The organism is Pseudomonas sp. 30_B, from assembly GCF_017491605.1.
Classification (GTDB): Bacteria; Pseudomonadota; Gammaproteobacteria; order Pseudomonadales; family Pseudomonadaceae; genus Pseudomonas.
The window spans coordinates 39,036-64,971 of record NZ_JAFGYY010000002.1; the positions used below are offsets into that span (position 1 = coordinate 39,036).

A 25,936-nucleotide genomic window follows, 5' to 3' on the forward strand; every position below is an offset into this window, starting at 1 on the left:
GCAATCGCCGAGGGCCCTGGCGGCCCCCCGGCGTGCACGCAGCCTCAGCCGGCGGTCTTCTTTTCCCTGGCGCGCAGGGCCTTGACCGTCTCGCCACCCACGCCCCAGCTGTCGGTGGGGATCTCCTGAATCACCACGAAGGTGCTCGCCGGCGGCTTTCTCAGCACGCGTTCCAGCAGTTCGGTCACGCCTTCAATCAACTGGCGGCGTTCCTCGGCGGTCACCCCTTCATCGGTGACCTGGATGTTCACGTAGGGCATCTCGGATTCTCCTTGGGTTTGTTACCAGGTGCCGGTGGTGGAACCACCGTCGACGTTGAGGATGGCACCGGTGACGAAGGTCGAGTCGGTCAGGTAGAGCACGGCGTCGACGACGTCCTGCGGCGTACCGATCCTGCCGGTGGGCGCAAGGCCGCCGAGGAAGGCGCGGGTCTGCTCATCGGTGGCGTGCATCGGGGTCTGGATGATCCCCGGCGCCACGGCGTTGACCTGCACGTGCGACCCCGCCAGCTCCAGGGCCAGGCCGCGCACTGCGCTGTTCAGGCCGCCCTTGATCAGGACCGGCAGCAGCGCCGGCACCTTGGCGTTGGGCTGCATGGCGATGGCGGCGGTGATGGTGACGATGTGCCCGGAGCCATTGGCGGCCATATGCTTCGCGGCGGCCTGGGATGGGTAGAAGAAGCCCTTGAGGTTGGTGTCGACGATGCGCTCGACCTCCGCCTCGCTGTACTCGGTCACCGGCTTGGCGATGAAGATGCCGGCGTTGTTGACCAGGATGTCCACCGTGCCGAAGGCCTCGGTGGCCTGGGCGAACAGGCGCCGGGCGGTTTCCGGTTGGGCGATGTCGCCTTCCACCAGCAGGAAGTTGGCCGGGTTGCCCAGCTTCTGTGCGGCCTCCTGCAGGCGGGCCAGGCTGCGGGCGTTGCCCACCACGTTGTAGCCGCGCGCCAGGTAGGCCTCGGCGATGGCGAAGCCCAGGCCGCTGGAGGCGCCGGTGACGATGACGGTCTTGCTCATGATCGAATCTCCTGAAGGTGAGGCGGGGCGGTGTGCCCGCGTCGTGGAGGTCAATCTAGGTTGCAAGCGCTACTTGAAAAATGGGGTTCATGGCATTTGAATTGATACCTCATGTAATGAATCGGTTGCGCCATGACCCGCCATTTCGACGACCTGCAACTGGGCAGCATCGAGCTGTTCTGCCTCGCCGCGGAAACCGGCAGCTTCACCGCCGCCGCCAACGAGGCCGGCATCACCCCCGCGGCGGTGAGCCGCTCGGTGGCGCGCCTGGAGGAGCGCCTGGGCGTGCGCCTGTTCGTCCGCACCACGCGGCAGATGCGCCTGACCGAGGGCGGGCGCAACTACTTCGAGCAGTGCCGCCAGGCCCTGGGTCAACTGGTGGATGCCGAGCGCGAGGTCACCGGCGGCCAGAGCGTGCCGTCCGGCCGGTTGCGCATCAGCGTGCCGACACCCTACGCGCATTACCGCCTGCTGCCGCTGTTGCCGGAGTTCCGCCGGCGCTACCCGCAGGTGACGCTGGACATCCACGTCAGCAACCGCAACATCGATTTTGCCGACGAGGGGTATGACCTCGCGGTACGCGGCCGCGAGCCGGCGGATTCGAGCCTGGTGGCGCGGCGCCTGGAAGATGCCGAACTGGTGATCGTGGGCACGCCGGAATACCTGCGCCGCGCCGGCACGCCGCAGACACCGGACGACCTCGCCCGCCACGACTGCATCCAGTACGACCTGCCCAGCACCGGACGCCCGGTGCCCTGGTCATTCCGGATCAATGGCCGGGCCGTGGAAGTGGAAACCTCCGGTAATTGCACCGTATTGGAAGACCACCTGGCCACCGCGACGCTGGTGAAGCATGGCGGCGGGTTGATGCAGGCCTATCGCTTCACCGTACAGGCGGAGCTGGCGGCCGGCGAGCTGGTGGAGGTGCTGCGCGACTACGGCGGCACCACGCGCCCCTTCCTGCTGATCTACCCTCACGCCCGGCACGTGCCGTCGCGGGTGCGGGCGTTCATCGAGTTCATGCTGGAGCAGCGGCAGGGGCGCTAGCGGCGGCTATCAGTGCGCCGGTGCCTTCTGCGTGGCCAGATAGCCGCCCAGGCGCCGGCCCATCTCCTCGCCGAGGGCCTGCAGGCCGCTCATGGGGCGGATCATCACCTCGAACTCGACGATCTTGCCGGTCTCGTCGAAGCGGATCATGTCGATGCCCTTGAGGTCGCGGCCGTTGACCTGGGCGCTGAATTCCAGGACCACGCTCAGGCCGTCGGCGGTGGCCAGCTGGCGGTGATAGACGAAATTGCCGAACACCTGCAGCACGGTGCCGAGGATGGTCGCGGCCACCGGCGCGCCGGGGTAGGGCGTGTGGGCCATGGGCGAGCGGAACACGATGTTCGGTGCCAGCAGTTCCGGCAGGTTGGAGAAGTCCTTGCGGGCAACCATCTGGTGCCAGCGCTCCAGCGAAGCGGCGGCGTGGGTGTTCAGGTTGAGGGCGGACATGGGATTACCTCCTGATCGCTCTTGTCGTTTGATCAGGACGATACGGCCGCGCGCCGGACCTGCTCAATGATCGGAAATGACAGAAGACTGATCCTGCTGCGCAGTTGCCCGGCGGCCGACGCGCAGCAGATCGCAAGCAGGTTCTCAGTGGGTCCAGGGATTGATGAAGAAGCTCGCCAGTTGCGGATCGTCGCCCGGATCGACGTGCTTGACCGGCCGCGGCAGGGCACCCAGCACCGCCTTCCAGAACGCCGCCGCCAGGGCGTCGCCCGTGTAGTAGCGCACCAGCCAGGGGCCAGGGTTCTCCAGCAGCACGCGGGTGACGACGGTGCGGCCGACGCCCTGGCGGCGGTACTTCTTCAGCACGAACACGTCCGCCAGCTCCAGCGCGTCGATACCCGGCAATTCGCTGCCCTCGATCAGCACGAAGCCGGCGATGAAACCGTCGACCAGGATCAGGTTGGCGCTCCACTCCGGCTCGCTCCAGTAGCGCGCCAGGTGCTCCTCGTGGATGTAGAAGCGGCCGTCCACTTCCACGTCCTCCTGTTCCCAGTCCGAGGACTCGTAGGCGTAGAACTGGTAGAGGTTGCGGATCAGCTCGATGTGTTCCGGGCCGGTGGGTACCAGTTCGATGGGATGCTCGGTCATGTCGATGCTCGCGGCGGTGCGCGGGGCGCACGGCGGGGAAGGGCTATCAGGTAAGAGATATCAGGTAAGTGTCGCGCAAACCGCCGGCATTGCCAGCGGCGCTGCGGGGGTGTCCGTCAGATCATCGGGTCCCAGCGCTGCGACCAGTCCGGGTCCTGCGCCACCAACTCGCGCAGCAGGGTGAAGGCCTGTTGCAGCGCCTGGGAGTCGCGGTCGCGGGAGTACACGAGGTAGGTCGGGTAGCTGAACTCAGGCGCCTTGGGCACGCGACGCAGCACCTTGCGGTCCAGGTAGCTCTGCACCACCCGCGTGCGGAAGTAGCCCGAGCCGCCGTTCTCCAGGATGTACTGCAGGGCCAGCGGGCCGAGGTTGAAGGATACCGGCGCCTTGGACAGCTCCGGCAGGGCACTGTCGTGCAGTTGGCGGAAGCCTTCGCCCCAGTCGATGTAGACGTAGGGCTCCGGGTTCTGCGCGCGCACCAGGATCAGCTTTTCCTCCAGCAGCTGTTCCACCTGCATCCCCGGCCAGTAGGTCGGGTGGTAGACCAGCGCCGCGTCGAGCACGCCCAGTTCCAGCTGGCGCAGCAGGCTCTGGCCGTCGCCGATCTCGGCGCGCACCGCGTGGTCGCCGATCACCTGGCGGATGCGGCTGACCCAGCGCAGCATCAGCGGGTTGCACAGGCTCACCTCGCCGCCGATGTGCAGCACGTTGTGGATGCCCTCGGGCAACGGCAGGTCGCGTTGGGCGGACTCCCAGGTCTGCAGGATCTGGTTGGCGTAGGTGACGAAGGCCTCGCCGTCCGGGGTCAGACGCGCGCCGGCGCGGTTGCGCACGAACAGCGTGCAGTTGAGGTGCGCCTCCAGTTTCTGCACCCGCGCGGTGACGGCGGTCTGGGTGATGTGCATGCGTTCGGCGGCGGCGACGAAGCTGCCGTGGCGGACGATTTCCAGGAAGGTGCGGGTGAGGTCGATGTCCATTCAGGGGCTTCTGCGCGAATCAGGCGGCCAGTTTAGCGGAAAGTGCGGCTAGCCCAGGTGGGCGAGCAGATCCCGGTGCAGTGCGGCGATCAGGTCGGTCTGGGTGATTACCCCGACCAGCTCGCCGCCTTCGAGCACCGGCAGGCAATGCAGGCCACGGTCGGAGAGCAGCGGGATCAGCTCCACCGCATGGGCGTCGGCCTCGACATGCAGCACCGGGCTGCTCATCACCTGCCCGAGCACGCGGTCGCGGCGCAGGCCGAGGCTGCCGAGCAGGCGCTTGAAGCGGCCGCCCTTGCGCCTGGGGGCGAGCAGGTCGACCAGGCTGACGATGCCCACCAGACGGCGCTCCTCGTCGAGGATCGGCAGGGCCTTCAGGTGATGCTTCACCAGCAGGCGCAGGGCATCGCGGACCGGGGTTTCCGGGGCGGCGCAGACCAGATCGCGGGACATCATCTGCCGCGCGCGGGTGTCGCCCATGCTGCGGCGCAGGGCGTGGCGCTCGGTGCTGCGGACGAGGCGTTCGAGGTCGTCGCGGGTGATGTCGACGAAGGCGCCCAGTTCGTCCAGCGCCTGGTCCAGGTCTTCGGCCTGGATGCCGACCCGCTCGCCGGGGGCGGGGTCGCGGGTGTGGTGATCGTCCTTCTGGATCGTCCGTTGGCGCGGGTAGGGCATGCGCGTGAGGTTGTTGAACAGCACCGCCAGCAGCACCAGCACGAGGCCGCCGCAGATCGCCGGAAGCGGCGCCATCCAGGCCGGTTCACCGGGCAGCGGCGCGGCGAATACCATGCAGAAGGCCAGCGCGCCGCCTGGCGGGTGCAGGCAGCGCAGTGGGTACATCAGCAGCAGGCTCAGGCCCAGCGCGAGGGCGGCGCTGACCACGCCGGCCGGCAGCCAGAAGCCGAGCAGCAGCGCCACCAGCGAGGCGCACAGGTAGCTGCCGATCACCGACCAGGGCTGGGCCAGGGCGCCGGACGACACGGCGAACAGCAGGAATGCCGAAGCGGCCCAGGGCCCGGCGAAATGCAGCGCCACCGAGGAGCCGAACAGCAACCCGCAGGTAATGGCGCTGAGCAGGAAGGCCAGGCTGGCGCCGATCGATGCGCGCAGCCATTCGTGCGGGCGGGTGTGCGGAATGTCGGGAAGGTACGCGGCGGCGCGCTGCCGCCAGCCGGTCAGGGCGGGCATTGGAAGAAGGTCCGGAAAAAAGACGGGCTCTTGCGGCAAGAGCCCTGCAAAGTGCCGCAGGCGGCACGCGGGAGGCCCCGTCCCTGGGGCGGGAAGTTCAGGCGCGGAAGCGATCCGGCGGAGCGGGTTCCGGCAGCGGCTCGACTATCCGCTCGCAGCGCCGGCCGGTGGCGGCGGTCATGCGCCGGGCGGCGTCCGGATCGTCGGCGAAGGGCAGCAGCGCGGCCTGCTCGAAGCTGTCGCCGCGACAGGCGCGCCAGCAGGCGAGGGCGCAGGCCAGCAGGCCGGTGAGTGTCAGCAGCATCGTCGCGCTCCTCAGGCCGTGGCCGGCGTGCCCTGGCTCACCGGCTTGGCGCCGCGCACGGTGAGCCAGGTGTTCCAGGCCATCAGCAGCATGCCGCTGGCGAAGGTGGCGCCGCCGATCAGCCGCACGATGTAGCCCGGATGGCTGGCCGCCAGCGCTTCGACGAAGGAGTAGGTGAGGGTGCCGTCCTCGTTCACCGCGCGCCACATCAGGCCCTGGGTGATGCCGTTGACCCACATCGAGGCGATGTAGAGCACGGTGCCGATGGTGGCCATCCAGAAGTGCGCGTTGATCAGCCCGACGCTGTACATCTGCTCGCGGCCGTAGAGCTTCGGGATCATGTGGTAGAGCGCGCCGATGGAGATCATCGCCACCCAGCCCAGGGCCCCGGCGTGCACGTGGCCGATGGTCCAATCGGTGTAGTGCGACAGCGAGTTCACCGTCTTGATCGCCATCATCGGCCCCTCGAAGGTGGACATGCCGTAGAACGCCAGCGATACCACCAGGAAGCGCAGGATCGGGTCGGTGCGCAACTTATGCCAGGCGCCCGACAGCGTCATCATGCCGTTGATCATGCCGCCCCAGCTGGGCGCCAGGAGGATCAGCGACATCACCATGCCGAGGCTCTGCGCCCAGTCCGGCAGCGCGGTGTAGTGCAGGTGGTGCGGGCCGGCCCAGATGTACAGGGTGATGATCGCCCAGAAGTGCACGATGGACAGGCGGTAGGAATAGATCGGCCGCTCGGCCTGCTTGGGCACGTAGTAGTACATCATGCCGAGGAAGCCCACCGAGAGGATGAAGCCCACCACGCTGTGGCCGTACCACCACTGGATCATCGCGTCGGTGGCGCCCGAGTAGATCGGGTAGGACTTGAGCAGCGTCACCGGCACCGCCAGGTGATTGACCACGTGGACCATCCCGGTGACGACGATGAAGGCGCCGTAGAACCAGTTGCCCACGTAGATGTGGCGCACCTTGCGCCGGGCGATGGTGCCGAAGAACAGGTAGGCGTACACCAGCCACAGCACCGTGACCCAAAGGGCGATGGGCCACTCCATCTCGGCGTATTCCTTGGAGGTGGTGATGCCCAGCGGGTAGCTGATCACCATCGCCACCAGGCTCGCCTGCCAGCCCCAGAACAGCAGGTTGGCCAGGGAGTCGGAGACGATCCGCACGCGGCAGGTGCGCTGCACCACGTAGAAGGAAGTGGCGAACAGCGCGCTGCCGCCGAAGGCGAAGATCACCAGGTTGGTGTGGATCGGGCGGATGCGCCCGAAGCTGGTCCAGGGCATCTCCAGGCTCAGCTGCGGCCACACCAGCTGGGCGGCGATGAACACGCCCATGAGCATCCCGAGGATGCCCCAGCCCAGGGTGGTGAGGGTGAAGCGCCGAACGATGTCGTAGTTGTAGGTCGTTTCGTGATCGAGAGGTATCGCGCTGTCCATCGGGATTCCGTCGTACTTCGGTTGGCTGACGGCTCCCTGTCCGCCGAAGGGGTACCGGCGCACGGGCAATGGCGCGGGGACCGATTGCCGCAGGGGGAGCCGAAACAGTCTGAACAGACGGCAAGGATGCAACAAACGAATAATAATGCAGCGTCAGTGCATTAATTTTGATATCAACCCTTGTGGCTGCCACGCAAGCGCTCTGGCGCGCCTTGCTCAGGATCAAGGTTGGCGTGCGCGGCGCCGGAAATGACGAGGTAGCGCGTGCGGCGCAAACATTCGAAAAACTGCTGCTTCAGTGCAATTCAATTCATTTAAATCCGCGCCCCGGGGCGGTCTAGCATGGGCCTTCGCGATCACCGAGGGACCTCCCATGTCCGCCATCCCCACCGACCTCATCGACTGGCTGCAAACCCTGATGCGCGCCGAACGCGCCGGTGCTCGGGTGATGCTCGACAGCCTGCGGCAGACCGACGAGCCTGCTGTCCGCCAGCGCCTGGAACACCTGCACCAGGGCGAGGCGGAAAGCTGCCGGCGCCTGCGCACCTGCCTGGAGCGCCTGGGCGCACGGCCGGACAGCGGCATCGGCGACTTCCACGCCAGCGCCATGGCCATCGACGACCTGGCGCTGCGCTTCGACTTCATCGGCCGTGGCCAGCGCTGGGTGGCTCGGCAGATCCGCCAGCGCCTGCCGGAGATCGAAGCGCCCTGGCTGCGCGAGGAGTTGCTGGCGGTGCTGCGGTTGCATGAGGAGGGCGAAGGCTGAAGCCGATCCGCTCAGCCCGAGGTCGCCCCCACCGACGCCAGCAGCCAGTCATGGAACAGCTGCGCCGAGGGTGACAGCTGGCGGTGCCTGAGCGACACCAAATATTCCCCGCGCTCGGTCACCAGCGCATGCTCGGTCACCCGCTGCATCTCGCCCCTGGCGACCGCCTCGTCGGCCATGAAGCTCCACGCCAGGCCGATGCCCATGCCCTGCTGCACGGCGCGGTAGGCGAGGGTGAGTTGGTTGAACACCGGGTCGCTTTCGGCCGGCTGGTAGTCCTTGCCGAAGTGGCCGAACCAGTCGTGCCAGTCCAGGCAGCTCCAGGCCGAGGTGTCGAGCTGCACCAGCGGCGCGGCGGCGAGTTGCTCCAGAGTGCGGATGGCAGAGACGTCGAGGTCCGGGCGCGCCACCGGGTAGACGATCTCCGGCAGCACGAACTGGCTGTTCAGCGTGGTCCAGTCGCCGGCGCCGTAGAGGATGCCGAGGTCGAAGTCCACCAGGCTGGCCTCGTCGATCTCGTTGATCGCATGCACATGTACGGCGATGCCGGGGTGCGCCTTGTTGAACTCGATCAGCTTGGGGAACAGCCAGAACTGCGCCAGCGCGTGGGTCGCGAGTACCGACACGGCGTTGCTCTGGTGCACGTTGCGGATGCGCCGCACGCTGTGCTGCAGGCGGTCGAGCAGCATGTCCACGGTGCCCAGCAGCTCGGCGCCGGCTGCAGTCAGGGTGACGCCGCGCGGCTTGCGCTCGAACAGCGGCACCTTGAGGCTCTCCTCCAGCGTGCGCATCTGCTTGCTCACCGCGCTCTGGGTGAGGAACAGCTCGGTGGCGGCCAGGGTGAAACTGCCGCAGCGGCCGACGGCCTCGAAGGTGATGAGGGTTTCCAGGGGCGGCAGGGTGCGCAGGTAACGGCTGATGACGGTTCTCCGGTCGGCTCTTTGGTGAATGTCTTGAGACATTCCTGTAGGGAATGTCTGGGTGCGGATTTATCCTTGGTCAGACGCTAGCACAGGCGCTACCGTGGCGGCAGTTTATGGGCATTTACCGATATAACGAGGTTGTTGGAGATGAAGCGCGGGGTGGTCTATGCAGGCATGGCGGGTGCGATTTGGGGCGGGGTCATCCTTGCGCCGTCGCTGGTGCCGGAATTCAACCCGCTGCTGATCAGCTCCGTACGCTTCGCCCTGTACGGCGCCATCTCCCTGCTGATCGCGCTGCCGGTGGCCGTCGGCCTGTTCCGCCGGGTCAGCCGCGAGGACCTGTCGATGCTGGTGCGCCTGTCGCTGGCCGGCAACCTGCTGTACTTCGCGTTGCTCTCGGCGGCGGTGCAGTTCGCCGGGGTGGCGGCGGCCTCGCTGATCAACGGCATCATGCCGCTGGCGATCAGCTATTGCAGCCGTTCCGAGCACGACTCGCTGCCGCTCTCGCGGATGAAATTCCCGCTGGCGCTGGTGGCCCTGGGCATCCTCTGCATCAACCTCGATCCCACTGCGCTGACCGCTGCCGGCGGTACGCCGGGCGAGCGCATCCTCGGTGTCGTCTGCGCCTTCTGCGGCGTTGCCTGCTGGTCCTGGTACGCCACGGCCAATGCGCGTTACCTGAAGGCCAGCCACTTCAACAGCCACGAATGGTCGACGCTGATCGGCGTGGTCACCGGCGTCATGGCCATCGTGCTGGCGGCCATCGGCGTGCTGGTCGCGCCGCAGGCGGTGCCCACCGGCATTGCGGCGGACCGCTGGATGGCGTTCCTCTGGGTGTCGCTGTTCCTCGCCGTGTTCGGCTCCTGGGTGGCCAACGGCCTGTGGAACGCCGCGACCCGTCGCCTGCCGATGAGCCTGGGCGGGCAGTTGATCGTCTTCGAGACGCTGTTCGCCTGTGCCTACGCCTACCTGCACCAGCAGCGTCTGCCGAGCCCGATGGAGGCCCTGGCCATCGTCCTGCTGATTGTCGGCGTGCTCTGGGCCATCGGCCTGCACCGTGCTCCGGCGGAAGCTCCGGCGCGCGCCGTGGAATCCTGAGTCAGGCCTTCGGGCTGCCCTGCAGGCGCGGGTTCCAGTCCTCCACCGCGCCGCTCTCCAGGCGCCGCTCCAGCGTCCGACGCCACTTGGGCGCGAGCGGCAGTTCCAGGCATTGGCGCAGGGTATCGGCGTCCACGCGTTTGTCGAACAGCACGGCGGAGAGCCGCTGCAATGGCCAGTCGGCATGGCGCCGCTCCACCAGTTCCAGCGTCGCTCCGGCGGCCACCGAGCCTTCCTCCAGCACCCGGTAATACCAGCCGGTACGCCCGGATTCCTGCGCGCGCAGGGCCATCTGCGCCACCTCGAAACGGTCATTGAGCTTCCAGCACGGCATCCGCCCCTGGGACACTTCCAGCAGCGCCGTGCCGGCACGAATCCGGTCGCCCAGGCAAACGTCCGCCTCGGTCCAGCCGGTGGTGCTGAAGTTCTCGCCGAAGGCGCCGGGCCGGCTCAACAGCGGATGTTCGCCGAGTTCGGCGCTCCACTGCGCGTAGTGCTCGCGGGGGTAGTGGTGGATGGCCTTTTCCACGCCGCCGTGCACGCGCAGGTCGCCTTGCTCGTCGCTTGCAAGGCCCAGGGTGGTGATCGACAGCGACTCCTGGCGCGGTGTCTTGGCGATGGCGCTGCGCGAGCCGGGACGAGTGAAGGGCACGGCGCGGCCGGTGAGAAGGGTGTCGAGGGAAATACTGGGCAGGCTCATGGACGCTCCCGTGGATGGTGTCGATCAAAAACTACCTGGACAAAATCGTTCAGATGGGTAGCCTTCGTCAAGGTATCGATTCGATACAAGGTGTCGCATCCAATGATTCCACCAAGGAGATCCCATGCAGAAGTACCGCCTCACCCTCCAGCGCCACGGTCAGTTGCTCGGCCATTTCGACTCCGACCTGCCCTGGGCGCGCGACGCCGTGCGTGCCATCGCGGACGCGCTAGATGGGCAGGGCTTCGTTCTGGCGTTGCAGGTTGCCGACGGCGAGCGCCGTCTGCTGGAAAGCTCTCCGGCCGGTATCAAGCTGCTGGCCTGCGAGCCGCTGTATCGGCCGATGGCTCTGGATAACCTGTAGCAGCAAGCCTGCTCGTGAACCTTCGACGCGCCGGCCTTGCCGGCGAATCGCGGACGGAGTCCGCTCCTACACGGGAGCGTGCCTGCCTGCTTTTGTCCCACAGGGAAGTCCATGCAACGTAGGAGCGGACTTCGTCCGCGATGCCTTAATCGACCTGGCCACCCTGAGCTGACGCGGCACGCCGAATGCGCCCGGCGTGCCGCCCCACCGGAACGGCCGCCGGGCCGGTAGTTAACGGGCACCTGGCTCCGCTGCATCCTGCGCGGCGGAGTGTGCGATGGCTACAGGGTGACCACGACCTTGCCGAACTGCTGATTCGATTCCAGGTAGCGGTAGGCCTCGACGATCTCCTCGAACGCGAAGCGGCGGGCGATGACCGGCCGCAGCGATCCGTCGGCCAGCCCCTCGACGATGAAATCCTTGGCCGCCTGCAGGCGCGCCGGGTCTTCCAGCACTTCGTAGACGCGGTAGCCGCGTAGCACCAGCGAGCGGCTCAGCACCTCGAACAGCGGGAAGGGCGTCGGCTCGGGGCTCAGCCCGCCGTACTCGATGAGCATGCCGCCCTCGGCCATGGCGGCGGTCAGCGGCTCGAAGATCGGCCCGCCCACCGGGTCGAACACCACTCGCGCACCGACATCGCCGGTGATCTCCAGCAACCGCGCGCGCAGGTCTTCCTCGTCACTGGCGATCACCTCGGCGGCGCCCGCTTGCAGCAGCGCATCGCGTTTCGCCGAACCGCGGGTCACCGCGATCGGCACCGCGCCAACGCGCCGGGCAATCTGGATGGCGGCCAGGCCGACGCTGCTGGAGGCGGCGGTGATCACGACGAAGTCGCCAGCGCGTAACCCGGCGACCTGCACCAGCGCGCCGTAGGCGGTGAGGTACTGCATCCAGGTGGCGGCGGCATCGCTCCAGGCTTGCCCCGGCGGGTTCTTCACCAGGCGCGCCTGCGGCACCACCAGGTTTTCGGCATGGGTTGGCTGTTCCTGCATCGAGGTGGGCGGCAGCACGCTCACCGCATCCCCGACAGCGAAGCCGTGAACCTTGCTGCCCACCGCCTCGACGATGCCGGTAGCCTCCAGGCCGAGGCCCGAGGGCAGTCGCGGGCTCTCGATGTAACGGTCGGTGCGCAACAGCACCTCGGCACGGTTCAGCCCCAGGGCCTTGACCCGGATGCTCACTTCGTCCGGGCCGGGCTGGCGGATTTCCAGCGGTTCGATACGCAGGACGTCCGGCCCGCCGATCTGGTGGAAGCGAACGGCCCGTGCGGTGACTTTGTCCATGTGAAGCTCCTATACGAAAGTGATTCGACGTAAATCCACTATCCAGCATGGAAACAAGGCAATAAATGGCGTATAGAAGCGTTGAGTAGAAACCAGGAGTTACGAATGGATCGTCTGACCAGTATGTCGGTATTCGTTCGCGCGGTGGACCTCGGGTCCTTCGCGGCTGCGGCCGACGCCCTGGAAATGTCCGCACCCATGGTGGGCAAGCATGTGCGCTTTCTCGAAGAGCGCCTGGGCGTCCGCTTGCTACAGCGCAGCACGCGCCGGCAGAGCCTCACCGAGGCCGGGCGGATCTACTACGAGCGTTGTCGCGCGTTACTCGCCGATGCAGAGGCGGCGGACATCCTCGCCGCTGGTGAGGTGGCCGAGCCGCGTGGCCGGCTGCGGGTCGCCATGCCGGTGCATTTCGGCCGGCGCTGCGTGGCGCCGGTCTTGCTGGAACTGGCGCAGCGTTATCCGCACCTGGAACTGGACCTGCGCTTCAGCGACCGCCTGACCGACCTGGCGGAGGAGCAGATCGACCTGGCCATCCGTACCGGCGAGCCGGAGCCACGGGCCGGAGTGATTGCCCGCCGTATCGGCCGGCAGCGCATGGTTGTATGCGCCGCACCGGCGTACCTGGCGCAATACGGCAGGCCCGCAGGTATCGAGGAACTGGCCGAACACCAGTTGCTGGTCTATCACCGCTCCGGACGGATCAACCCCTGGCTGTTCCCCGGCGAAGGGCAGGCGCCGGTGGAGTTCGCGCCGAACTCGCGGCTGCGTTTCGACGATCTGGCGGCCATCGCCGATGCGGCGGTTCGCGGCATGGGGCTGGCGTGGTTGCCTTACTGGCTGGTAGGCGAAGCCATTATGGCCGGCGAGCTGGAAGAACTCCTGCCGCAGCAGCCGGGCTTCCTCTACGGCGTCCACGCCACCTGGCTGCAGACCACCCAGTTGCCGCGCAAGGTCCGTCTGGCCATCGATGCGCTGGTCGAGGTAATCCCCGGCCTGGTAATGCCGGGGCTTGCGGAGTAGGGCGGCTGCGTCAGTTCGCCGGCGTGAGCCGCAGCACGCGATTGCGTCCGCCTTCGGCGAGCAGGTAACCGCCCTTGCCGTCGGGAACCAGGGCCTGGGGTGCCTTGAGGAACGACAGCACGGTCTGCGGTTCGCCCTTGCCGTCCCACAGCAGCAGGCGCGCGCGGTGGGTGGAGTCTTCGCTGATCCAGATGCCGCGCTCGTCGCACATGACGAAGGTGGGCTTGTTCAGGCCGCCGAGGATTTCCGGGTCGCGGCCGTCGTCGCTGAGCTGGCGCAGCGTGCCCAGGTTCTTCTGGGTATAGAGCAGGCGGCCGTCGCTGCAGCGGGTGATCGACTCGGCTTCGTCGAGGCGCTCGCGCACGACGTTCAGCTCGCCGTCGCTCCAGCGGTAGCGCAGCACCCGGCCGCTGTCGTGGCGGTCCTCGATGGCGTAGAGGTAGTCGCCGTCATCCCACAGCCCTTGCACCGAATTGCCTTGGAACAGCGTGCTGAGCTTGCCGTCCCGGAGCATCTGCACCGGCTTGTCGTCCGCTTCCTGGCTGAACACCCAGCCGCCACGGGCGGCGATCAGGCCGTCGGGCTTGGACAGGCCGTCGATCACCACCTTGCGCTCGCCGCCCGGGGTGATGCGCAGGATGTTGCCCTGGCCGTCCTTCAGCTCCTGGCTGACCAGCAGGCCACCGTCGGGCAGGGGCACTACGGATGCGGCCTTCTTCACGTCGCGTTGCGACACCTCGACGCGCCAGCCAGCGGCGGCCTGGACCGGGTAGAAGCTCTGCCAGCTGAAGAATCCGGCGGCAGCGGCAAGGATGATGGCGGTGGCCAGGAAGGCGATGCGCAGGAGGGAGCGGCGGGGGGAAAGGGTCATGGAGGGCGCGATCGAATCGTTATGGTCGGAAGGAACGGCTGGACATTCCCTGCCAGCCGGTACGGCCGTGCATGGTAGCGGCTGTCGCCGGCCACGGGATAGCGGAACCGCCGCACAGGCGCATTTGCCTGCATCCCGCAGAGTCGTCGGCAGGCCGCCGCCAGCGGGCGTGTTCTCGTACGGAATGCCGATGCGGGAGGAGAAAGAAGGCAAATTAGTGGCAAATGGCCTACAGTTCGTAAGTCCTTTGCTGAGGGCAATTCAGACGGCTGTTGCGGACAGGAAGTCAGCAACAGCCGTTTTTCTTTTGTGTGCGGGATCAGTCGGCCAGGCGCACGACCGAATCGGCCCTGGGGGCAGTCATCTCGGCCCTGGGCTGGCGTACCGGCGTGCCGCGCAACAGGCCGGAGAGTTCAGTGGTGGCTACCGGCTTGCCGAACAGGTAGCCCTGGGCGGCCACGCAGCCCAGGCTCTGCAACTGGCGATGCTGGCCGGCGTTCTCGACGCCCTCGGCCACCACGTGCAGCCCCAGTTCGCGGCCCAGCGCCAGGGTGTTGGTCAGTACGGTGAGGCGGCGCGGGTCACCGCTGTTGAGGTTGGCGAGGAAGCCGCGGTCGAGCTTCAGCTCGGTGAACGGCAGCTCCACCAGCCGCTGCAGGGTGGAATGGCCGCAGCCGAAATCGTCGATGGCCAGCCCGCAACCCAGCAGGCGTAACCGCAGTACGTTCTCCAGGCTCAGCGGCGGTGCGTGCAGCGGCGAGGTTTCGGTCAGCTCGAAGGTGACGTTTCGCGGGTCGATTTCCCGGCGCTGCAATTCGCGCTCGACGCTGGCGGCGAAGCCGGTCTGGGCGATCTGCTCGGCCTCCAGGTTGAAGGACAGCTCAAGGTCCGTGCGCCCGTGGGCCCGCAGGGCGTCCTGGGCCTGTTCAATGAGGTCGAACAGCAGCGCATCGAGCATGCCGCCGCGACGCAGGGCCGGCAGGAACCGCTCGGGCAGCAGTACCTGGCCGTCCTCGCGGTGCCAGCGGGCCAGCACTTCGAAACCGTAGACCTGCGCGGTGGCCACCGTGACCTTGGGTTGCAGGGCCGCGCGTATCTCGCCGCGCCCCAGCGCCAGGCCGATATCGCCGTCGTCGACGCTGTCCCGCTCGCACGGCGCCGTGGCCTGCTGCGGGGATTGCAGGGCGAAATCGCTAAGCAGTGTCCGCAGGCGCTCCAGGGTGGCCGGCTCATTGCCCAGCCAGAACACCTTCATGCCCTGCAGTTGCAGCAGGTGCGCCAGCGCCGACCAGGTGCCCGGCGCCATCTCGCCGCTGACCACCACGCCATGGGCGAGCCGCTCGCGGGCCACGGTCTGGAGAAATTCCAGGCGCGGCACCGGGTCGATGCGCACATCGCACAGCAGCAGGTGCACGCCGCCCACGCCGCGCAACCTGTCCAGCGCCAGGGCGTTGCTGGAAACCTCGGAGAGGAAGCTGTAGCCGAGATGGTGGAGTGCGGTCACCGCTGTCGTACGGTGCAGGCCGGATGCCTGCAGGATCAGCGCGGAAAGGGGGGGCATGGAATGCTCCGGTGGGCATTTGGGGGTGGCAGCATTCTGTGGATTGGCGCGCGCTTGATGAGGCGTCGAATTCCACTCTTGCTGTCAGAGAAATCTCATTCGCAGATTTCTCCGACGTCCCACCGCTCAGCGTTTGCCGTAGCCCTGCGTCACCCGGTCGATCACCACCGCCAGCGCGACGATGGCAAGGCCGGCCTCGAAGCCACGCCCCACGTTCAACGTCTGGATGCCCACCAGCACGTCCTCGCCCAGCCCACGCGCGCCGATCATCGAGGCGACGACCACCATCGACAGCGCCATCATCACCGTCTGGTTGAGGCCGGCCATGATGCTCGGCATGGCTTCCGGCAGCTCCACGTGGCGCAGCCGCTGCCAGCGCGTGGCGCCCAGGCAGCGCGCCGCCTCGCTCAGCGCCGGGTCGACCTGGCGCAGGCCCAGTTCGGTGAGGCGCACCAGCGGCGGCAGGGCATAGATCAGGGTGGCGAAGATCGCCGGTACCTTGCCCAGGCCGAACAGCATCAGCACCGGAATCAGGTAGACGAAGCTGGGCAGCGTCTGCATGACGTCCAGCAGCGGCAACAGCGCTCGCCGCGCCATGGGCCGGTAGGCCAGCGCGACGCCCAGCGGCACGCCGATCAGCACGCACAGCCCGGTGGCGACCAGCACCAGCGCGCAGGTCTGCAGCAGCTTGTCCCACAGGCCCACCACACCGATCAGGAACAGCAGTCCCACCAGCGTCAGGGCGCGTATCCAGCTGCGTCCGGCGTGCCAGGCAAGCAGCCCGACCAGCGCCAGCAGCAGCCACCAGGGCACGAGGCGCAGCAGGTTCTCCAGCGCCACCACCAGTTGCAGCAAAGTGTCGGAGAGCTGGCGCAGGCTGTCGCCGTAGTGCAGTACCAGATTGTCTACCCACCGGTTCACTGGCCCGGCAATGGAGTAGTGCAGGCCTTGCGGGAACTCCGAACTCATAGGGCGGCCTCGACCCGGGCGCGCTGCTCGGCCGGCAGCCAGCCCTGCCATACCTGCGGGTTGGCCTTGAGGAAGTCGTGCGCCGCGTCATGCGGGGGCTGGCGCGTTTCGCTCATCTTCGCCAGGGCGGCGTTGAGCAGGTCGATGGGGATGTCGACCTTCTCGAACATCGCCACCAGCTCCGGGTATTGCTTGTGGAAGGGCGCGGAGACGCCCACCGACAGCTTCGCCGGCAGCGAGCGGCTGCCGCGCGGGTTGGGGTTGTCGGGGTCGGACAGGGTCTTCCAGGCTTCGGCGTCGAACGGCGGCTCTTCCAGGCGCACCAACTTGTAGCGGCCCATCAGCGGGGTCGGCGACCAGTAGTAGAACAGCACCGGCTTGCCACGGCGGATGGCCGAGGCGATCTCGGCGTCCATGGCCGCGCCCGAGCCGCTGCGGAAGTTCACGTAGCTGTCCGCCAGGCCATAGGCCTTGAGCTTCTGCGAGTTGACGATCTCCGAGGTCCAGCCGGTGGGGCTGTTGAGGAAGCGGCCCTTGTCCGGCGACTCGGCGTCGCGGAACACCGCGCGGTAACGCGGCAGGTCGCTCACCGAGCGCAGCTCCGGGGCCTGCGCGGCGATGCCCTGCGCCGGGTCGCCGTGGACCACGTAGTCCGGCACCCACCAGCCTTCGTCGGCGTTCTTCACGATATCGCCCAGGCCGTAGACCTTGCGCGCTGCTTCGGCCTTGACCCAGGCGGGACTGCGCCCGGCCCATTCCTCGGCGATGACCTGGATGTCGTTGCGCGCCAGCGCCGTCTCCAGGCTCACGGTGCTGCCGGGCAGGGTGTCGGTGGGGTAGCCGTAGCCCTGTTCCACCAGCAGTCGGAGCATCTCGGTGATCAGGCTGCCGCTCTCCCAGGTCAGTTCGCCAAAGTGGATGGGTTTGCGTTCCTCGGCGGTGACGCCCTGGCCCAGCAGGCCTAGGGCGAGCAGGGCGGTGCCCAGCCAGCGGGTGATCGTGTGCATGTGCAGATCCTCGTCGTGCTCGGGGGAGGTACGTCAGCCTTGTAGAGTAGATGGTCCCTTCCGGCGCGACCGGCGAGGGCGCTCAAGGTGGCCTTGCGCCGCCTCGTTCCGGGCCTTCGTCAACAGGCTGAATGCGGTCTCGAAAAAGTTCGAGGCTCGCATCGACCGGCGCCTGCCTCAGATCAGCCCTGCGCCTTCCCCCCGGGATTAGAACGGAATCAACGACCCGGCAGGGCCAGTTTCGGAAGGAGTCGAATCATGAAACATCTACCTCATGTGGAAGGCGGCGCGGGCGACGGCAAGGTCGGACTGTTCGGCCTCACTTCACTGATCGTCGGCAGCGCCATCGGCTCGGGCATCTTCGCCTTGCCCGCCACGCTCACGGGCGGTGCCGGCGCCCTCGGCATTCTCTGCGGCTGGGCCATCGTGGCCTTCGGGATGCTTTCGCTGGTCTCGGTCTACCGCAATCTCACGCTGCGCCAGCCCAGCATCGATGACGGCATCTACGGCTGGTCCAAGGCCGGTTTCGGGCATATCGCCGGCTTCATCGGCGCCTACGGCCACGGCGCCGGCGATGCCATCGGCAACGCCTCCTACCTGGTGGTGATCTTCAGTGCCCTGGGTGCCTTCGGGGTGTTCTCCTACTTCGGCGACGGCACCACCTGGCCGGCGATCTTCGCCGCGTCAGCCCTGTTGTGGGTGATCAACGCGCTGGTGCTGCGCGGGGTGAAAACCAGCACCACGGTGAACAACATCGCCACCGTGGCGAAGGTCGTACCCATCGTCCTGTTCATCGGCCTGGCCCTCTACCACTTCGACAGCCGCGTGTTCATGACCGACTTCCGTGGCCAGAGCCACGGCACCTCGATCTTCGAACAGAGCAAGACGGTGCTGCTGGCCGCCATGTGGACGCTGATCGGCCTGGAGTCCGGGACCATCTACGCCACCCGTGCGCGCAAACTCTCCGACGTGGCCAAGGCCTCCACCCTCGGTGCGATCATCGTCTCGCTGCTGCTGGTGGGGACGTCGGTGCTGGCGCTGGGCATCCTGCCCGCCGCGCAGATCACCCAGCTGCACCAGCCGTCGATGGCCGGGCTGATGGCTGCGATGGTCGGTCCCTGGGGGGGCATGCTGATCAATCTCTGCCTGATCGTCTCGGTGGTCGGCGCGCTGATCGCCTGGGTCGCCCTCAGCGCCGAGGAGGTGATGCTCTCCGGCCGTGGCCACAGCGCCACCGCCTGGCTCGGCCGGCTCAACGCCAACGGCGCACCGCGCAACGCCATGTGGCTCACCACCGGCATCGCCCAGGCCATGATGCTGGTGGCCGGCTTCAGCCATGCCGGTTACCTCGCGCTGCTGTCGTTCTCCACCTCGCTGGCGCTGATCCCCTACCTGCTGTCGTCGATGTACTCGTTCAAGAGCGCCTGCATCGGCCGTGGCTATGAGGGCGACAAGGCCCATGGCCGCTATTGGGAAATGGCCCTGTCCGCCTTCGCCGTGTGCTTCGTGCTGTTCATGCTCTATGGCGCGGGCCTGAAGTACGTGCTGCTGGCCGCTGTGGTCTGGGCCGTCGGCCTGCCGCTGTTCATCCTCGGCAAACGCGAGCAACGGGAAAAACTCAGCGCCGTTGAGTGGATCGTCTGCCTCGCCGTGATCGCCATGGCGCTGGCTGGCCTGCTCGGTCTGTGGAGCGGTCACCTGGTCCTCTGATACGTCCCCAATGCCCCGGTCCAAGCGGGCCGGGGCAGCTTCAAGGCCGCCCTGGGGCGGCCTTCTGCCATGCACCGTCCGGGCCATTTCCGGTCGACCCCCTGTTTCTCGCGTGTTACGGTCCAGAGACTCCCTCAACCGTCCGTTGTGGCTTCGCAGGCGCAACGGCACGAGCTGCAACCGGAGAAATGGCTCATGTCACGTCCCCCGCAACGAGGACCTGTCGACACGGCCATGGCCCCGCTCAGCGAGGTCTCAGCCACTGCGTTGCTGCAACTCTGGCTTGGCCAGTGCGCGCAGACCGCGGTGTTCCTGGATGTCGACGGAACCCTTCTGGACATCGCCGAAACCCCCGGCGCGGTGTACGTCCCGCCCGGGCTGGTCGATGCGCTCAGTGAGCTGCATCGGCGTCTCGACGGTGCCCTGGCCCTGATCAGCGGCCGCCCGGTCGATGAACTCGACCGGCTGTTCCATCCCCTGCGCCTGCCCGCCAGCGGCGGTCACGGCGCCCACTGGCGCGAGACCGGCGAGAGCCCCTTGCGCCGCACCACCAGGGACCTGTCCGCCTGCGTGCGCGTACAGCTCAACGCACTCGCCTGCGCCCATGCCGGCGTATTGGCCGAGGACAAGGGCAGCAGCTTCGCCCTGCATTACCGCGCCGCGCCCGACAGCGCGCTGGCCCTGCGGGTTGCCCTGCAGGCGCTGCTCATCGCACCGGAAGGCGCCGGCTTGTGCCTGCTGGCCGGCAAGCAGGTCTACGAGATCGTCGCCGAGGGCGTCGACAAGGCCGGCGCGGTCCAGCGCCTGATGACCACCCCGGCCTTCGCCGGGCGTCGCCCACTGTTCGTTGGCGACGACATCACCGACCAACCCGCCCTGGCCCTGATGCCCAGCCTGCAAGGGCTGGGACTCTCGGTCGGGCGCACGCTGCCGGGGGCGAGTGCCGTCTTCGCCGACGCGGCGGCGGTTCGTACCGCACTCATTACGGCGGCAGGAGGAAACCATCGATGACTGAACGGCACGACGGAGCACTGGAACTGGGTCTGATCGGCAACTGCCGCGTGGCCGCCCTGGTCAACCCGATGGGGCGGCTGGTGTGGTGGTGCTACCCCAACTTCGATGGCGACCCGGCGTTCTCCCGGCTGCTGGCCGGTGACGAAGAAAAGGGCTTCGCCGACGTGCTGCTCGACGGCCAGGTCAGCCATACGTCCGAGTACCAGCGCAACACCGCGATCATCACCACCATCCTGCGCGACGACCGGGGCGGGGTGGTGCGCATCACCGACTTCGCGCCGCGCTTCCTGCAATACGGCCGGGTGTTCCGTCCGGCCCAGCTGTGCCGGCTGATCGAGCCGCTGGAAGGGCTCCCCAGCGTCACCCTGCGCATGCGTCCGACCCACGGTTACGGCAAGCCGCGCCGCAGCGTGGCGGGCTCCAGCCACATCCGCTACCTGGACGGCGACGAGCCGATCCGCCTGACCACCGACGCGCCGCTGTCCTACCTGCTCAATGAAACCCGCTTCGCCCTGCGCCACCCGGTGAGCATGGTGATCGGCATGGACGAGCCGCTGGACAACGCCCCCGGCGACATCGTGCGCGAGTTCCTCAAGCGCACCCAGGGCCACTGGCACGACTGGGTGCGGGGCCTGGCGATCTCCTTCGAGTGGCAGCAGGTGGTGATCCGCTCGGCCATCACCCTCAAGCTGTGCAACTTCGAGGAAACCGGCGCGATCATCGCCGCCGCCACCACCTCGATTCCCGAGGCGCCCGGCTCCCGGCGCAACTGGGACTACCGCTACTGCTGGCTGCGCGACGCCTACTTCGTGATCCTCGCCCTCAATCGCCTGGGGGCCACCCGCACCATGGAGGGCTACATCGACTTCATCACTACCGTGGCCAGCGGTGACGCCGAGCTCAAGCCGCTGTACGGCATCATCCCCGACCTGGACCTGGACCTGCGCGAGCGCGACGAGCCGGACCTCGCCGGCTTCCTTGGCCATGCCCCGGTGCGCGTCGGCAACCAGGCGGTGGAGCAGAATCAGCACGATGTGTTCGGTTCGGTGGTGCTCGCGGTGCTGCAGAGTTTCGTCGACGACCGCTTGCCCAGCCCCAGCAGCGAGGGCATGTTGCAACTGCTCGAATCCCTTGCCGAGAAGGCCGTGCACGCTGCCTTCGAGCCCGACGCCGGCATCTGGGAATACCGTGGCCGCCAGCGCATCCACACCCATTCCGCGCTGCTCTGCTGGGTCGCCTGCGACCGCGTCGGGCGCATCGCCCGCCGCCTTGGCCGGGCAGAGCAGGGCGCCGCCTGGATGGAGAAGGCCGCCCGCCTGCGCGAGCGCATCCTCGCCGAAGCCTGGAGCGAGCGGAAGCAATGCTTCACCGGCGCCTTTGGCCATGACGACCTCGACGCCAGTGTGCTGCTGATGAACGAGCTGGGCCTCATCGAAGCCGACGATCCGCGCTTCATCGCCACCGTCGAGTGCATCGGCCGCGAACTCAATGTCAACGGCCAGCTGCTGCGCTACGCCGCGCCCGATGACTTCGGCGTACCGGAAACCGCCTTCCTGGTGGTCAAGTTCTGGTACCTCGACGCGCTCGCCGCCATCGGCCGCCGCGACGAAGCCCGCGCCCTGTTCGAGGAGCTGATCGCCGCGCGCAACCGCTACGGCCTGTTATCCGAGGATTTGCACCCGCACACCGGCGAGCTCTGGGGCAACATCCCGCAGACTTATTCCATGGCGGGGCTGATCAATTCGGCCATGCGCCTCTCCATCGGCTGGGAGGAAGGTCTATGCCGCGCCTCGTGGTGATTTCCAACCGGGTGATGGTGCCCGATGAAAACCATCCGGCCGCGCCGGGCGGCCTCGCCGTCGCCATCGAGGCCGCCATGCGTGAGCACGAGGGCCTCTGGTTCGGCTGGAGCGGCCATGTGGCCGAGGAGCCGGGCCCGCTCACCACCCTCGAACGCAACAACCTCACCTACATCCTCACCGACCTGCACCCGCAGGACTTCGACGAGTACTACAACGGCTTCGCCAACCGCGTGCTCTGGCCCATCCTGCACTACCGGGTCGACCTCGCCGAGTTCAGCGAGGCGGACTTCGGCGGTTACCGGCGGGTCAACGAATTCTTCGCCGAGCGCCTGAGCCCGCTGCTGGAGCCGGACGACGTGCTCTGGGTGCACGACTACCACCTCATCCCGCTCGCCCTGGCCCTGCGCGCCCGCGGCCACGCCAACCGCATCGGCTTCTTCCTGCACATCCCCATGCCGCCGGCGGACCTGCTCACCGCGATGCCGCACCATGCCGAGCTGATCCGCGCGCTCACTGAATACAACCTGATCGGCTTCCAGACCGAGAACGACGCCAGCAACTTCGCCCGCTACCTGACCCGCGTGGTCGGCGCCGCCACGCCCGACGGCCGCCGCTACCACCTGGAGGACCAGCACTTCCGCGTCGGCGTGTTCCCGGTGGGGGTAGACGCCGACGGCTTCCGCAAGCTGGCCGAGGACGCCTCGCAGAGCCCGGCCGCCGATGACCTGCGCGAAAGCCTGGGCGGCCGCGCGCTGATGGTCGGCGTGGACCGCCTCGACTACTCCAAGGGCATCGTCAACCGCCTGGACGGCTACGAGCGCTTCCTGGAGCGCTACCCGGAGTGGCGCAATCGCGTGACCTGCCTGCAGATATCTCCCGGCAGCCGCCAGGACATCCCCGAATACGCCGACATCGACGCCGCCGTCAGCGCGCGGGTCGGGCATATCAACGGGCGTTTTGGCGCCGTGTCCTGGGTCCCGCTGCGCTACGTGGCGCGCAACCACCGCCGCGAGGACATCGCCATGGTCATGCGTCACGCCCGCATCGGCCTGGTGACGCCCCTGCGTGACGGCATGAACCTGGTGGCCAAGGAATTCGTCGCCGCCCAGGACCCGGACGACCCCGGCGTGCTCATCCTCTCCCAGTTCGCCGGCGCCGCCGCCGAGCTGGGCGGCGCGCTGATCATCAACCCCCACGACCGCGACGCCCTGGCCGACGCCATCAACACCGCCCTGCATATGCCGCTGAACGAGCGCCGGGCGCGCCATCGCGACATGTACGCGGTGCTGCAGGCCAATGACATCAGGTTCTGGGGGCCGAGCTTCATCGACGCGCTGACCCGGCCGGGGAGGGCATTGAACTGGTTGTCGAACCATTACCTCGGGCATTGAGGCAGGGTTGCTCTTCGCAGGAGCGAGCTTGCTCACGAACCGAGGCTGATCGCGGACGGAGTCCGCTCCTACGCAAGAGCCGCATGTATCCGTAGGAGCGGACTCCGTCCGCGATGCTCGTGCTCTACGTAGGGCGGATAACGCTTGAGGCGCTATCCGCCCTACGAAAAACACCGCGGACCGAGTCCGCGCCGACGAAAGCGGCGTTTTGCACGGGGCAAGCCGCTCCGATTGAACAATCGAAAATTCACCTGCCCGACGGGCTGAAAGGCCCGTAAATCGGGCCTTTGCGCCTACCCGACCCCCGCTCCGAACCCTCGACCGCCCGTCAATTCCCCTCACCGACGTGAAAAAAAACTACCAATTCCCTACGTCCCATGTATTCTGCTCCCGCTGCCTGCCCGGTAAAGCGCCGCGACTTGATGTTCTGTCTACACGATGTTCCATCTCCTCGGCACCTCTTCACTACGCATTCAGCTCATGGCCGGTCGGCAATTCGGCTGGCCCTTAGCAATCTACATCTGGAGACAACATCATGTCCGATCGTCAAAACGGCACCGTCAAGTGGTTCAACGCTGAGAAGGGCTTCGGCTTCATCACCCCGGAAAGCGGCCCGGACGTATTCGTTCACTTCCGTCAAATCGAAGGCAACGGCTACAAGTCCCTCGACGAAGGCCAGAAGGTCAGCTTCATCGTGACCGCCGGCCAGAAAGGCCCGCAGGCTGAGCAAGTTCGCGCCGTCTAATCGACGCCACTTGTCGAAAAAGCCCCGCATTCGCGGGGCTTTTTCATTTCTGCGGCAGTCAGACACTGCCCTCGCTCTCGATCACCAGAATGCGCGCCTCGCCTTGCGGGTGGGCCACATGCTCGGTGCCGATCGAGGCGTAGAAGATATCCCCTGTTTCCAGCATGACCCGATGCTCGCCCTCCGCATCGCGGTAATGCATCTCCACCCGGCCGTCGAGCACCGCGAACACCTCCTCACCGTCGTTGACGTGCCATTTGTACGGCTGGTCGGTCCAGTGCAGGCGGGTGGTGATGCCGTTCATGTTGGCGATATCCTGCGCGCCCCAGGGACGGCTCGCCGTGAATTGCTTGCCACGGATGATTTTCAAGGTCTCGGGTCTCCGGCAGGTGTTTGCCGATGCTACGTGAATGGACCGCAAGACGTTACACCACGACGACCCCGCGCAGGCGACGGGGTCAGTCTGAATTACCACTTCGCCACATCCACCACTGCGCTTACGAACGCCTCCGGTGCCTCCTGAGGCAGGTTGTGCCCGATCCCTCCGGCCAGTGTCCGGTGCTCGTACTTGCCGGTGAACTTCGCTGCATAGACCTTGGGTGGCGGGTGGAAGGCGCCGTTGGCGTCGCCTTCCAGGGTGATGGTGGGCACGCCGATGGGTGGGGCCTTGGCGAGTCTCTGTTCCAGTTCGTCGTACTGCGGCTCGCCCTCGGCCAGAGCCAGACGCCAGCGGTAGTTGTGCAGCGTGATGGCGACGTGGTCGGGGTTTTCGAAGGCCTTGGCGCTGCGCTCGAAGGTGGCGTCGTCGAAGTTCCACTTCGGTGAGGCCTGTTTCCAGATGAGTCGGGTGAAGTCGTGGGTGTTCTTCGCGTAGCCGGCCGCGCCGCGTTCGGTGGCGAAGTAGAACTGGTACCACCAGAGGAATTCGGCTTCCGGTGGCAAGGGCTGTTTGCCGGCCTGCTGGTTGCCGATCAGGTAGCCGCTCACGGCCACCAGTGCCTTGCAGCGCTCCGGCCAGAGGGCGGCGATGATGTCGGCAGTGCGCGCGCCCCAGTCGAAGCCGGCGAGCACCGACTTGTCGATCTTCAGCGCATCCATCAGAGCGATGATGTCGCTGGCCACCGCCGCCGGCTGTCCGTTGCGCAGGGTCTTGTCGGAGAGGAAGCGCGTGCTGCCGTAGCCGCGCAGCCAGGGCACTATGACCCGGAATCCGTGGGCCGCCAACGCCGGGGCCACATCGACGAAGCTATAGATGTCGTAGGGCCAGCCGTGCAGCAGGATGACCACCGGCCCCTCCGCTGGGCCATCCTCGGCGTAGCCGACTCTGAGCAGGCCGGCGTCGATCTGTTTGAGCGCCTTGAATCGGGTATGCCCGCCGGCCTTTGCCGGCGGCGCGGTCTTGCTCGGTTCGCTGGTGGCCTGCGCCACGTTGGGCAGTTGCGACGCGGCCAGTGCTACGGCAGCCAGGCGCATCAGGTGGCGGCGGCTGCTATCGAAGTGCTCCGACATGATAATCCCCGGGTTGGAGTGGGCCCGGATAAGCGTAGGCGAGCAGGCGGAAGCGGGCGCAATCCGTGATCCTTACGCCCGGTGCCGTCCTCTGTCGTTGCGACTGGAGATGATGGGTATCGCTGCGCTCC

Annotated in this window: 27 protein-coding genes; 10 read left to right on the forward strand and 17 right to left on the reverse strand. The window is 67.2% G+C overall.

What is annotated here, in order from left to right; genetic code table 11:
* Positions 1 to 44 precede the first annotated feature (44 nt).
* On the reverse strand, positions 45 to 260 hold the full coding sequence (locus tag J5M67_RS02305) for a 4-oxalocrotonate tautomerase family protein (protein WP_207882909.1): 216 nt from the start codon (positions 258 to 260) through the stop codon (positions 45 to 47).
* 21 nt (positions 261 to 281) lie between these two features.
* Positions 282 to 1,016, reverse strand: coding sequence for an SDR family NAD(P)-dependent oxidoreductase (locus tag J5M67_RS02310; protein WP_207882911.1), 735 nt, complete (start codon positions 1,014 to 1,016; stop codon positions 282 to 284).
* A 132-nt stretch (positions 1,017 to 1,148) separates the two neighbouring features.
* Here J5M67_RS02310 and J5M67_RS02315 point away from each other — a divergent pair, with 132 nt between their 5' ends.
* Positions 1,149 to 2,063: a LysR family transcriptional regulator gene (locus J5M67_RS02315; protein ID WP_207882913.1), complete on the forward strand. Its 915-nt coding sequence runs from the start codon at positions 1,149 to 1,151 to the stop codon at positions 2,061 to 2,063.
* Between the two features lie 9 nt (positions 2,064 to 2,072).
* Here J5M67_RS02315 and J5M67_RS02320 read toward each other — a convergent pair whose 3' ends face one another.
* The 6 genes from J5M67_RS02320 to ccoN form a co-directional block, all read right to left on the reverse strand.
* Positions 2,073 to 2,510 (reverse strand): nuclear transport factor 2 family protein, encoded by a 438-nt coding sequence (locus J5M67_RS02320; RefSeq protein WP_207882915.1) that lies wholly within the window; start codon positions 2,508 to 2,510, stop codon positions 2,073 to 2,075.
* Between the two features lie 144 nt (positions 2,511 to 2,654).
* Entirely contained in the window at positions 2,655 to 3,158 is a 504-nt protein-coding gene (locus J5M67_RS02325; protein ID WP_207882917.1) for a GNAT family N-acetyltransferase, read from the reverse strand.
* Between the two features lie 116 nt (positions 3,159 to 3,274).
* Positions 3,275 to 4,135 carry a LysR family transcriptional regulator gene (locus tag J5M67_RS02330; RefSeq protein WP_207882919.1) on the reverse strand — a complete coding sequence of 287 codons (861 nt, stop codon included), beginning with the start codon at positions 4,133 to 4,135 and terminating at the stop codon, positions 3,275 to 3,277.
* Between the two features lie 48 nt (positions 4,136 to 4,183).
* Complete coding sequence (locus tag J5M67_RS02335; protein ID WP_207882921.1) at positions 4,184 to 5,323, reverse strand: CBS domain-containing protein; 1,140 nt, start codon at positions 5,321 to 5,323, stop codon at positions 4,184 to 4,186.
* Between the two features lie 97 nt (positions 5,324 to 5,420).
* The gene (locus tag J5M67_RS02340) at positions 5,421 to 5,627 is read right to left on the reverse strand and encodes a hypothetical protein (protein WP_207882923.1); all 207 of its coding nucleotides are present in this window, start codon (positions 5,625 to 5,627) and stop codon (positions 5,421 to 5,423) included.
* Positions 5,628 to 5,638: 11 nt separating this feature from the next.
* A complete protein-coding gene (gene ccoN / locus J5M67_RS02345; protein WP_207882925.1) occupies positions 5,639 to 7,072 on the reverse strand; it encodes a cytochrome-c oxidase, cbb3-type subunit I in 1,434 nt (477 codons plus the stop codon).
* A gap of 373 nt (positions 7,073 to 7,445) precedes the next feature.
* Here ccoN and J5M67_RS02350 point away from each other — a divergent pair, with 373 nt between their 5' ends.
* Positions 7,446 to 7,838 carry a DUF892 family protein gene (locus J5M67_RS02350; RefSeq protein ID WP_207882927.1) on the forward strand — a complete coding sequence of 131 codons (393 nt, stop codon included), beginning with the start codon at positions 7,446 to 7,448 and terminating at the stop codon, positions 7,836 to 7,838.
* An 11-nt stretch (positions 7,839 to 7,849) separates the two neighbouring features.
* Here the strand turns inward: J5M67_RS02350 and J5M67_RS02355 are convergent, their stop codons facing one another.
* Complete coding sequence (locus tag J5M67_RS02355) at positions 7,850 to 8,800, reverse strand: LysR substrate-binding domain-containing protein (protein WP_243434459.1); 951 nt, start codon at positions 8,798 to 8,800, stop codon at positions 7,850 to 7,852.
* A gap of 108 nt (positions 8,801 to 8,908) precedes the next feature.
* Between J5M67_RS02355 and J5M67_RS02360 the strand changes: the two genes are divergently transcribed.
* Positions 8,909 to 9,859, forward strand: a complete 951-nt coding sequence (locus J5M67_RS02360; protein WP_207882929.1) for a DMT family transporter — start codon at positions 8,909 to 8,911, stop codon at positions 9,857 to 9,859.
* Position 9,860: 1 nt separating this feature from the next.
* Here J5M67_RS02360 and J5M67_RS02365 read toward each other — a convergent pair whose 3' ends face one another.
* Positions 9,861 to 10,559, reverse strand: a complete 699-nt coding sequence (locus J5M67_RS02365) for an MOSC domain-containing protein (RefSeq protein WP_207882931.1) — start codon at positions 10,557 to 10,559, stop codon at positions 9,861 to 9,863.
* Positions 10,560 to 10,683: 124 nt separating this feature from the next.
* On the opposite strand from J5M67_RS02365, the gene J5M67_RS02370 reads away from it, so the two are divergent.
* Positions 10,684 to 10,923: a cytoplasmic protein gene (locus tag J5M67_RS02370; protein WP_207882933.1), complete on the forward strand. Its 240-nt coding sequence runs from the start codon at positions 10,684 to 10,686 to the stop codon at positions 10,921 to 10,923.
* 281 nt (positions 10,924 to 11,204) lie between these two features.
* On the opposite strand, the gene J5M67_RS02375 is transcribed toward J5M67_RS02370, so the two are convergent.
* The gene (locus J5M67_RS02375) at positions 11,205 to 12,206 is read right to left on the reverse strand and encodes a zinc-dependent alcohol dehydrogenase family protein (protein ID WP_207882935.1); all 1,002 of its coding nucleotides are present in this window, start codon (positions 12,204 to 12,206) and stop codon (positions 11,205 to 11,207) included.
* 105 nt (positions 12,207 to 12,311) lie between these two features.
* Here J5M67_RS02375 and J5M67_RS02380 point away from each other — a divergent pair, with 105 nt between their 5' ends.
* Positions 12,312 to 13,226 carry a LysR family transcriptional regulator gene (locus J5M67_RS02380; protein WP_207882937.1) on the forward strand — a complete coding sequence of 305 codons (915 nt, stop codon included), beginning with the start codon at positions 12,312 to 12,314 and terminating at the stop codon, positions 13,224 to 13,226.
* 10 nt (positions 13,227 to 13,236) lie between these two features.
* On the opposite strand, the gene J5M67_RS02385 is transcribed toward J5M67_RS02380, so the two are convergent.
* From J5M67_RS02385 to J5M67_RS02400, 4 genes are all read right to left on the reverse strand, one after another.
* Positions 13,237 to 14,097, reverse strand: a complete 861-nt coding sequence (locus tag J5M67_RS02385) for a hypothetical protein (protein ID WP_207882939.1) — start codon at positions 14,095 to 14,097, stop codon at positions 13,237 to 13,239.
* Positions 14,098 to 14,416: 319 nt separating this feature from the next.
* Positions 14,417 to 15,658 (reverse strand): EAL domain-containing protein, encoded by a 1,242-nt coding sequence (locus J5M67_RS02390; RefSeq protein ID WP_207882941.1) that lies wholly within the window; start codon positions 15,656 to 15,658, stop codon positions 14,417 to 14,419.
* A gap of 126 nt (positions 15,659 to 15,784) precedes the next feature.
* On the reverse strand, positions 15,785 to 16,627 hold the full coding sequence (locus tag J5M67_RS02395; protein ID WP_207882943.1) for a proline/glycine betaine ABC transporter permease: 843 nt from the start codon (positions 16,625 to 16,627) through the stop codon (positions 15,785 to 15,787).
* Positions 16,624 to 17,634, reverse strand: coding sequence for an ABC transporter substrate-binding protein (locus J5M67_RS02400; protein WP_207882945.1), 1,011 nt, complete (start codon positions 17,632 to 17,634; stop codon positions 16,624 to 16,626). Before J5M67_RS02400 ends, J5M67_RS02395 begins: the two co-directional genes overlap by 4 nt.
* 258 nt (positions 17,635 to 17,892) lie before the next feature.
* Between J5M67_RS02400 and J5M67_RS02405 the strand changes: the two genes are divergently transcribed.
* The 5 genes from J5M67_RS02405 (at position 17,893) to J5M67_RS02425 (ending at position 24,296) form a co-directional block, all read left to right on the forward strand.
* Positions 17,893 to 19,344 (forward strand): amino acid permease, encoded by a 1,452-nt coding sequence (locus J5M67_RS02405; protein WP_207882947.1) that lies wholly within the window; start codon positions 17,893 to 17,895, stop codon positions 19,342 to 19,344.
* Positions 19,345 to 19,578: 234 nt separating this feature from the next.
* A complete protein-coding gene (gene otsB, locus J5M67_RS02410) occupies positions 19,579 to 20,355 on the forward strand; it encodes a trehalose-phosphatase (RefSeq protein ID WP_207882949.1) in 777 nt (258 codons plus the stop codon).
* Positions 20,352 to 22,157, forward strand: a complete 1,806-nt coding sequence (locus J5M67_RS02415; protein WP_207882951.1) for a glycoside hydrolase family 15 protein — start codon at positions 20,352 to 20,354, stop codon at positions 22,155 to 22,157. The genes otsB and J5M67_RS02415 overlap by 4 nt, the downstream gene beginning before the upstream one ends.
* Positions 22,139 to 23,551, forward strand: a complete 1,413-nt coding sequence (gene otsA, locus J5M67_RS02420) for an alpha,alpha-trehalose-phosphate synthase (UDP-forming) (RefSeq protein WP_207882952.1) — start codon at positions 22,139 to 22,141, stop codon at positions 23,549 to 23,551. The genes J5M67_RS02415 and otsA overlap by 19 nt, the downstream gene beginning before the upstream one ends.
* 535 nt (positions 23,552 to 24,086) lie before the next feature.
* Positions 24,087 to 24,296, forward strand: a complete 210-nt coding sequence (locus J5M67_RS02425; protein ID WP_015477564.1) for a cold-shock protein — start codon at positions 24,087 to 24,089, stop codon at positions 24,294 to 24,296.
* A gap of 58 nt (positions 24,297 to 24,354) precedes the next feature.
* Here J5M67_RS02425 and J5M67_RS02430 read toward each other — a convergent pair whose 3' ends face one another.
* Together J5M67_RS02430 and J5M67_RS02435 are read right to left on the reverse strand one after the other, a co-directional pair.
* Positions 24,355 to 24,666: a cupin domain-containing protein gene (locus J5M67_RS02430; protein ID WP_207882954.1), complete on the reverse strand. Its 312-nt coding sequence runs from the start codon at positions 24,664 to 24,666 to the stop codon at positions 24,355 to 24,357.
* 98 nt (positions 24,667 to 24,764) lie between these two features.
* Positions 24,765 to 25,805, reverse strand: a complete 1,041-nt coding sequence (locus J5M67_RS02435; RefSeq protein ID WP_207882956.1) for an alpha/beta fold hydrolase — start codon at positions 25,803 to 25,805, stop codon at positions 24,765 to 24,767.
* Positions 25,806 to 25,936: the final 131 nt, after the last annotated feature.

Excerpts from the sequence above, each read along its gene's own strand:
- J5M67_RS02305 (WP_207882909.1), bottom strand. The coding sequence starts at position 260 with ATGCCCTACGTGAACATCCAGGTCACCGATGAAGGGGTGACCGCCGAG.
- J5M67_RS02310 (WP_207882911.1), bottom strand. The coding sequence starts at position 1,016 with ATGAGCAAGACCGTCATCGTCACCGGCGCCTCCAGCGGCCTGGGCTTC.
- J5M67_RS02315 (WP_207882913.1), top strand. The coding sequence starts at position 1,149 with ATGACCCGCCATTTCGACGACCTGCAACTGGGCAGCATCGAGCTGTTC.
- J5M67_RS02320 (WP_207882915.1), bottom strand. The coding sequence starts at position 2,510 with ATGTCCGCCCTCAACCTGAACACCCACGCCGCCGCTTCGCTGGAGCGC.
- J5M67_RS02325 (WP_207882917.1), bottom strand. The coding sequence starts at position 3,158 with ATGACCGAGCATCCCATCGAACTGGTACCCACCGGCCCGGAACACATC.
- J5M67_RS02330 (WP_207882919.1), bottom strand. The coding sequence starts at position 4,135 with ATGGACATCGACCTCACCCGCACCTTCCTGGAAATCGTCCGCCACGGC.
- J5M67_RS02335 (WP_207882921.1), bottom strand. The coding sequence starts at position 5,323 with ATGCCCGCCCTGACCGGCTGGCGGCAGCGCGCCGCCGCGTACCTTCCC.
- J5M67_RS02340 (WP_207882923.1), bottom strand. The coding sequence starts at position 5,627 with ATGCTGCTGACACTCACCGGCCTGCTGGCCTGCGCCCTCGCCTGCTGG.
- ccoN (WP_207882925.1), bottom strand. The coding sequence starts at position 7,072 with ATGGACAGCGCGATACCTCTCGATCACGAAACGACCTACAACTACGAC.
- J5M67_RS02350 (WP_207882927.1), top strand. The coding sequence starts at position 7,446 with ATGTCCGCCATCCCCACCGACCTCATCGACTGGCTGCAAACCCTGATG.
- J5M67_RS02355 (WP_243434459.1), bottom strand. The coding sequence starts at position 8,800 with ATGTCTCAAGACATTCACCAAAGAGCCGACCGGAGAACCGTCATCAGC.
- J5M67_RS02360 (WP_207882929.1), top strand. The coding sequence starts at position 8,909 with ATGAAGCGCGGGGTGGTCTATGCAGGCATGGCGGGTGCGATTTGGGGC.
- J5M67_RS02365 (WP_207882931.1), bottom strand. The coding sequence starts at position 10,559 with ATGAGCCTGCCCAGTATTTCCCTCGACACCCTTCTCACCGGCCGCGCC.
- J5M67_RS02370 (WP_207882933.1), top strand. The coding sequence starts at position 10,684 with ATGCAGAAGTACCGCCTCACCCTCCAGCGCCACGGTCAGTTGCTCGGC.
- J5M67_RS02375 (WP_207882935.1), bottom strand. The coding sequence starts at position 12,206 with ATGGACAAAGTCACCGCACGGGCCGTTCGCTTCCACCAGATCGGCGGG.
- J5M67_RS02380 (WP_207882937.1), top strand. The coding sequence starts at position 12,312 with ATGGATCGTCTGACCAGTATGTCGGTATTCGTTCGCGCGGTGGACCTC.
- J5M67_RS02385 (WP_207882939.1), bottom strand. The coding sequence starts at position 14,097 with ATGACCCTTTCCCCCCGCCGCTCCCTCCTGCGCATCGCCTTCCTGGCC.
- J5M67_RS02390 (WP_207882941.1), bottom strand. The coding sequence starts at position 15,658 with ATGCCCCCCCTTTCCGCGCTGATCCTGCAGGCATCCGGCCTGCACCGT.
- J5M67_RS02395 (WP_207882943.1), bottom strand. The coding sequence starts at position 16,627 with ATGAGTTCGGAGTTCCCGCAAGGCCTGCACTACTCCATTGCCGGGCCA.
- J5M67_RS02400 (WP_207882945.1), bottom strand. The coding sequence starts at position 17,634 with ATGCACACGATCACCCGCTGGCTGGGCACCGCCCTGCTCGCCCTAGGC.
- J5M67_RS02405 (WP_207882947.1), top strand. The coding sequence starts at position 17,893 with ATGAAACATCTACCTCATGTGGAAGGCGGCGCGGGCGACGGCAAGGTC.
- otsB (WP_207882949.1), top strand. The coding sequence starts at position 19,579 with ATGGCCCCGCTCAGCGAGGTCTCAGCCACTGCGTTGCTGCAACTCTGG.
- J5M67_RS02415 (WP_207882951.1), top strand. The coding sequence starts at position 20,352 with ATGACTGAACGGCACGACGGAGCACTGGAACTGGGTCTGATCGGCAAC.
- otsA (WP_207882952.1), top strand. The coding sequence starts at position 22,139 with ATGCCGCGCCTCGTGGTGATTTCCAACCGGGTGATGGTGCCCGATGAA.
- J5M67_RS02425 (WP_015477564.1), top strand. The coding sequence starts at position 24,087 with ATGTCCGATCGTCAAAACGGCACCGTCAAGTGGTTCAACGCTGAGAAG.
- J5M67_RS02435 (WP_207882956.1), bottom strand. The coding sequence starts at position 25,805 with ATGTCGGAGCACTTCGATAGCAGCCGCCGCCACCTGATGCGCCTGGCT.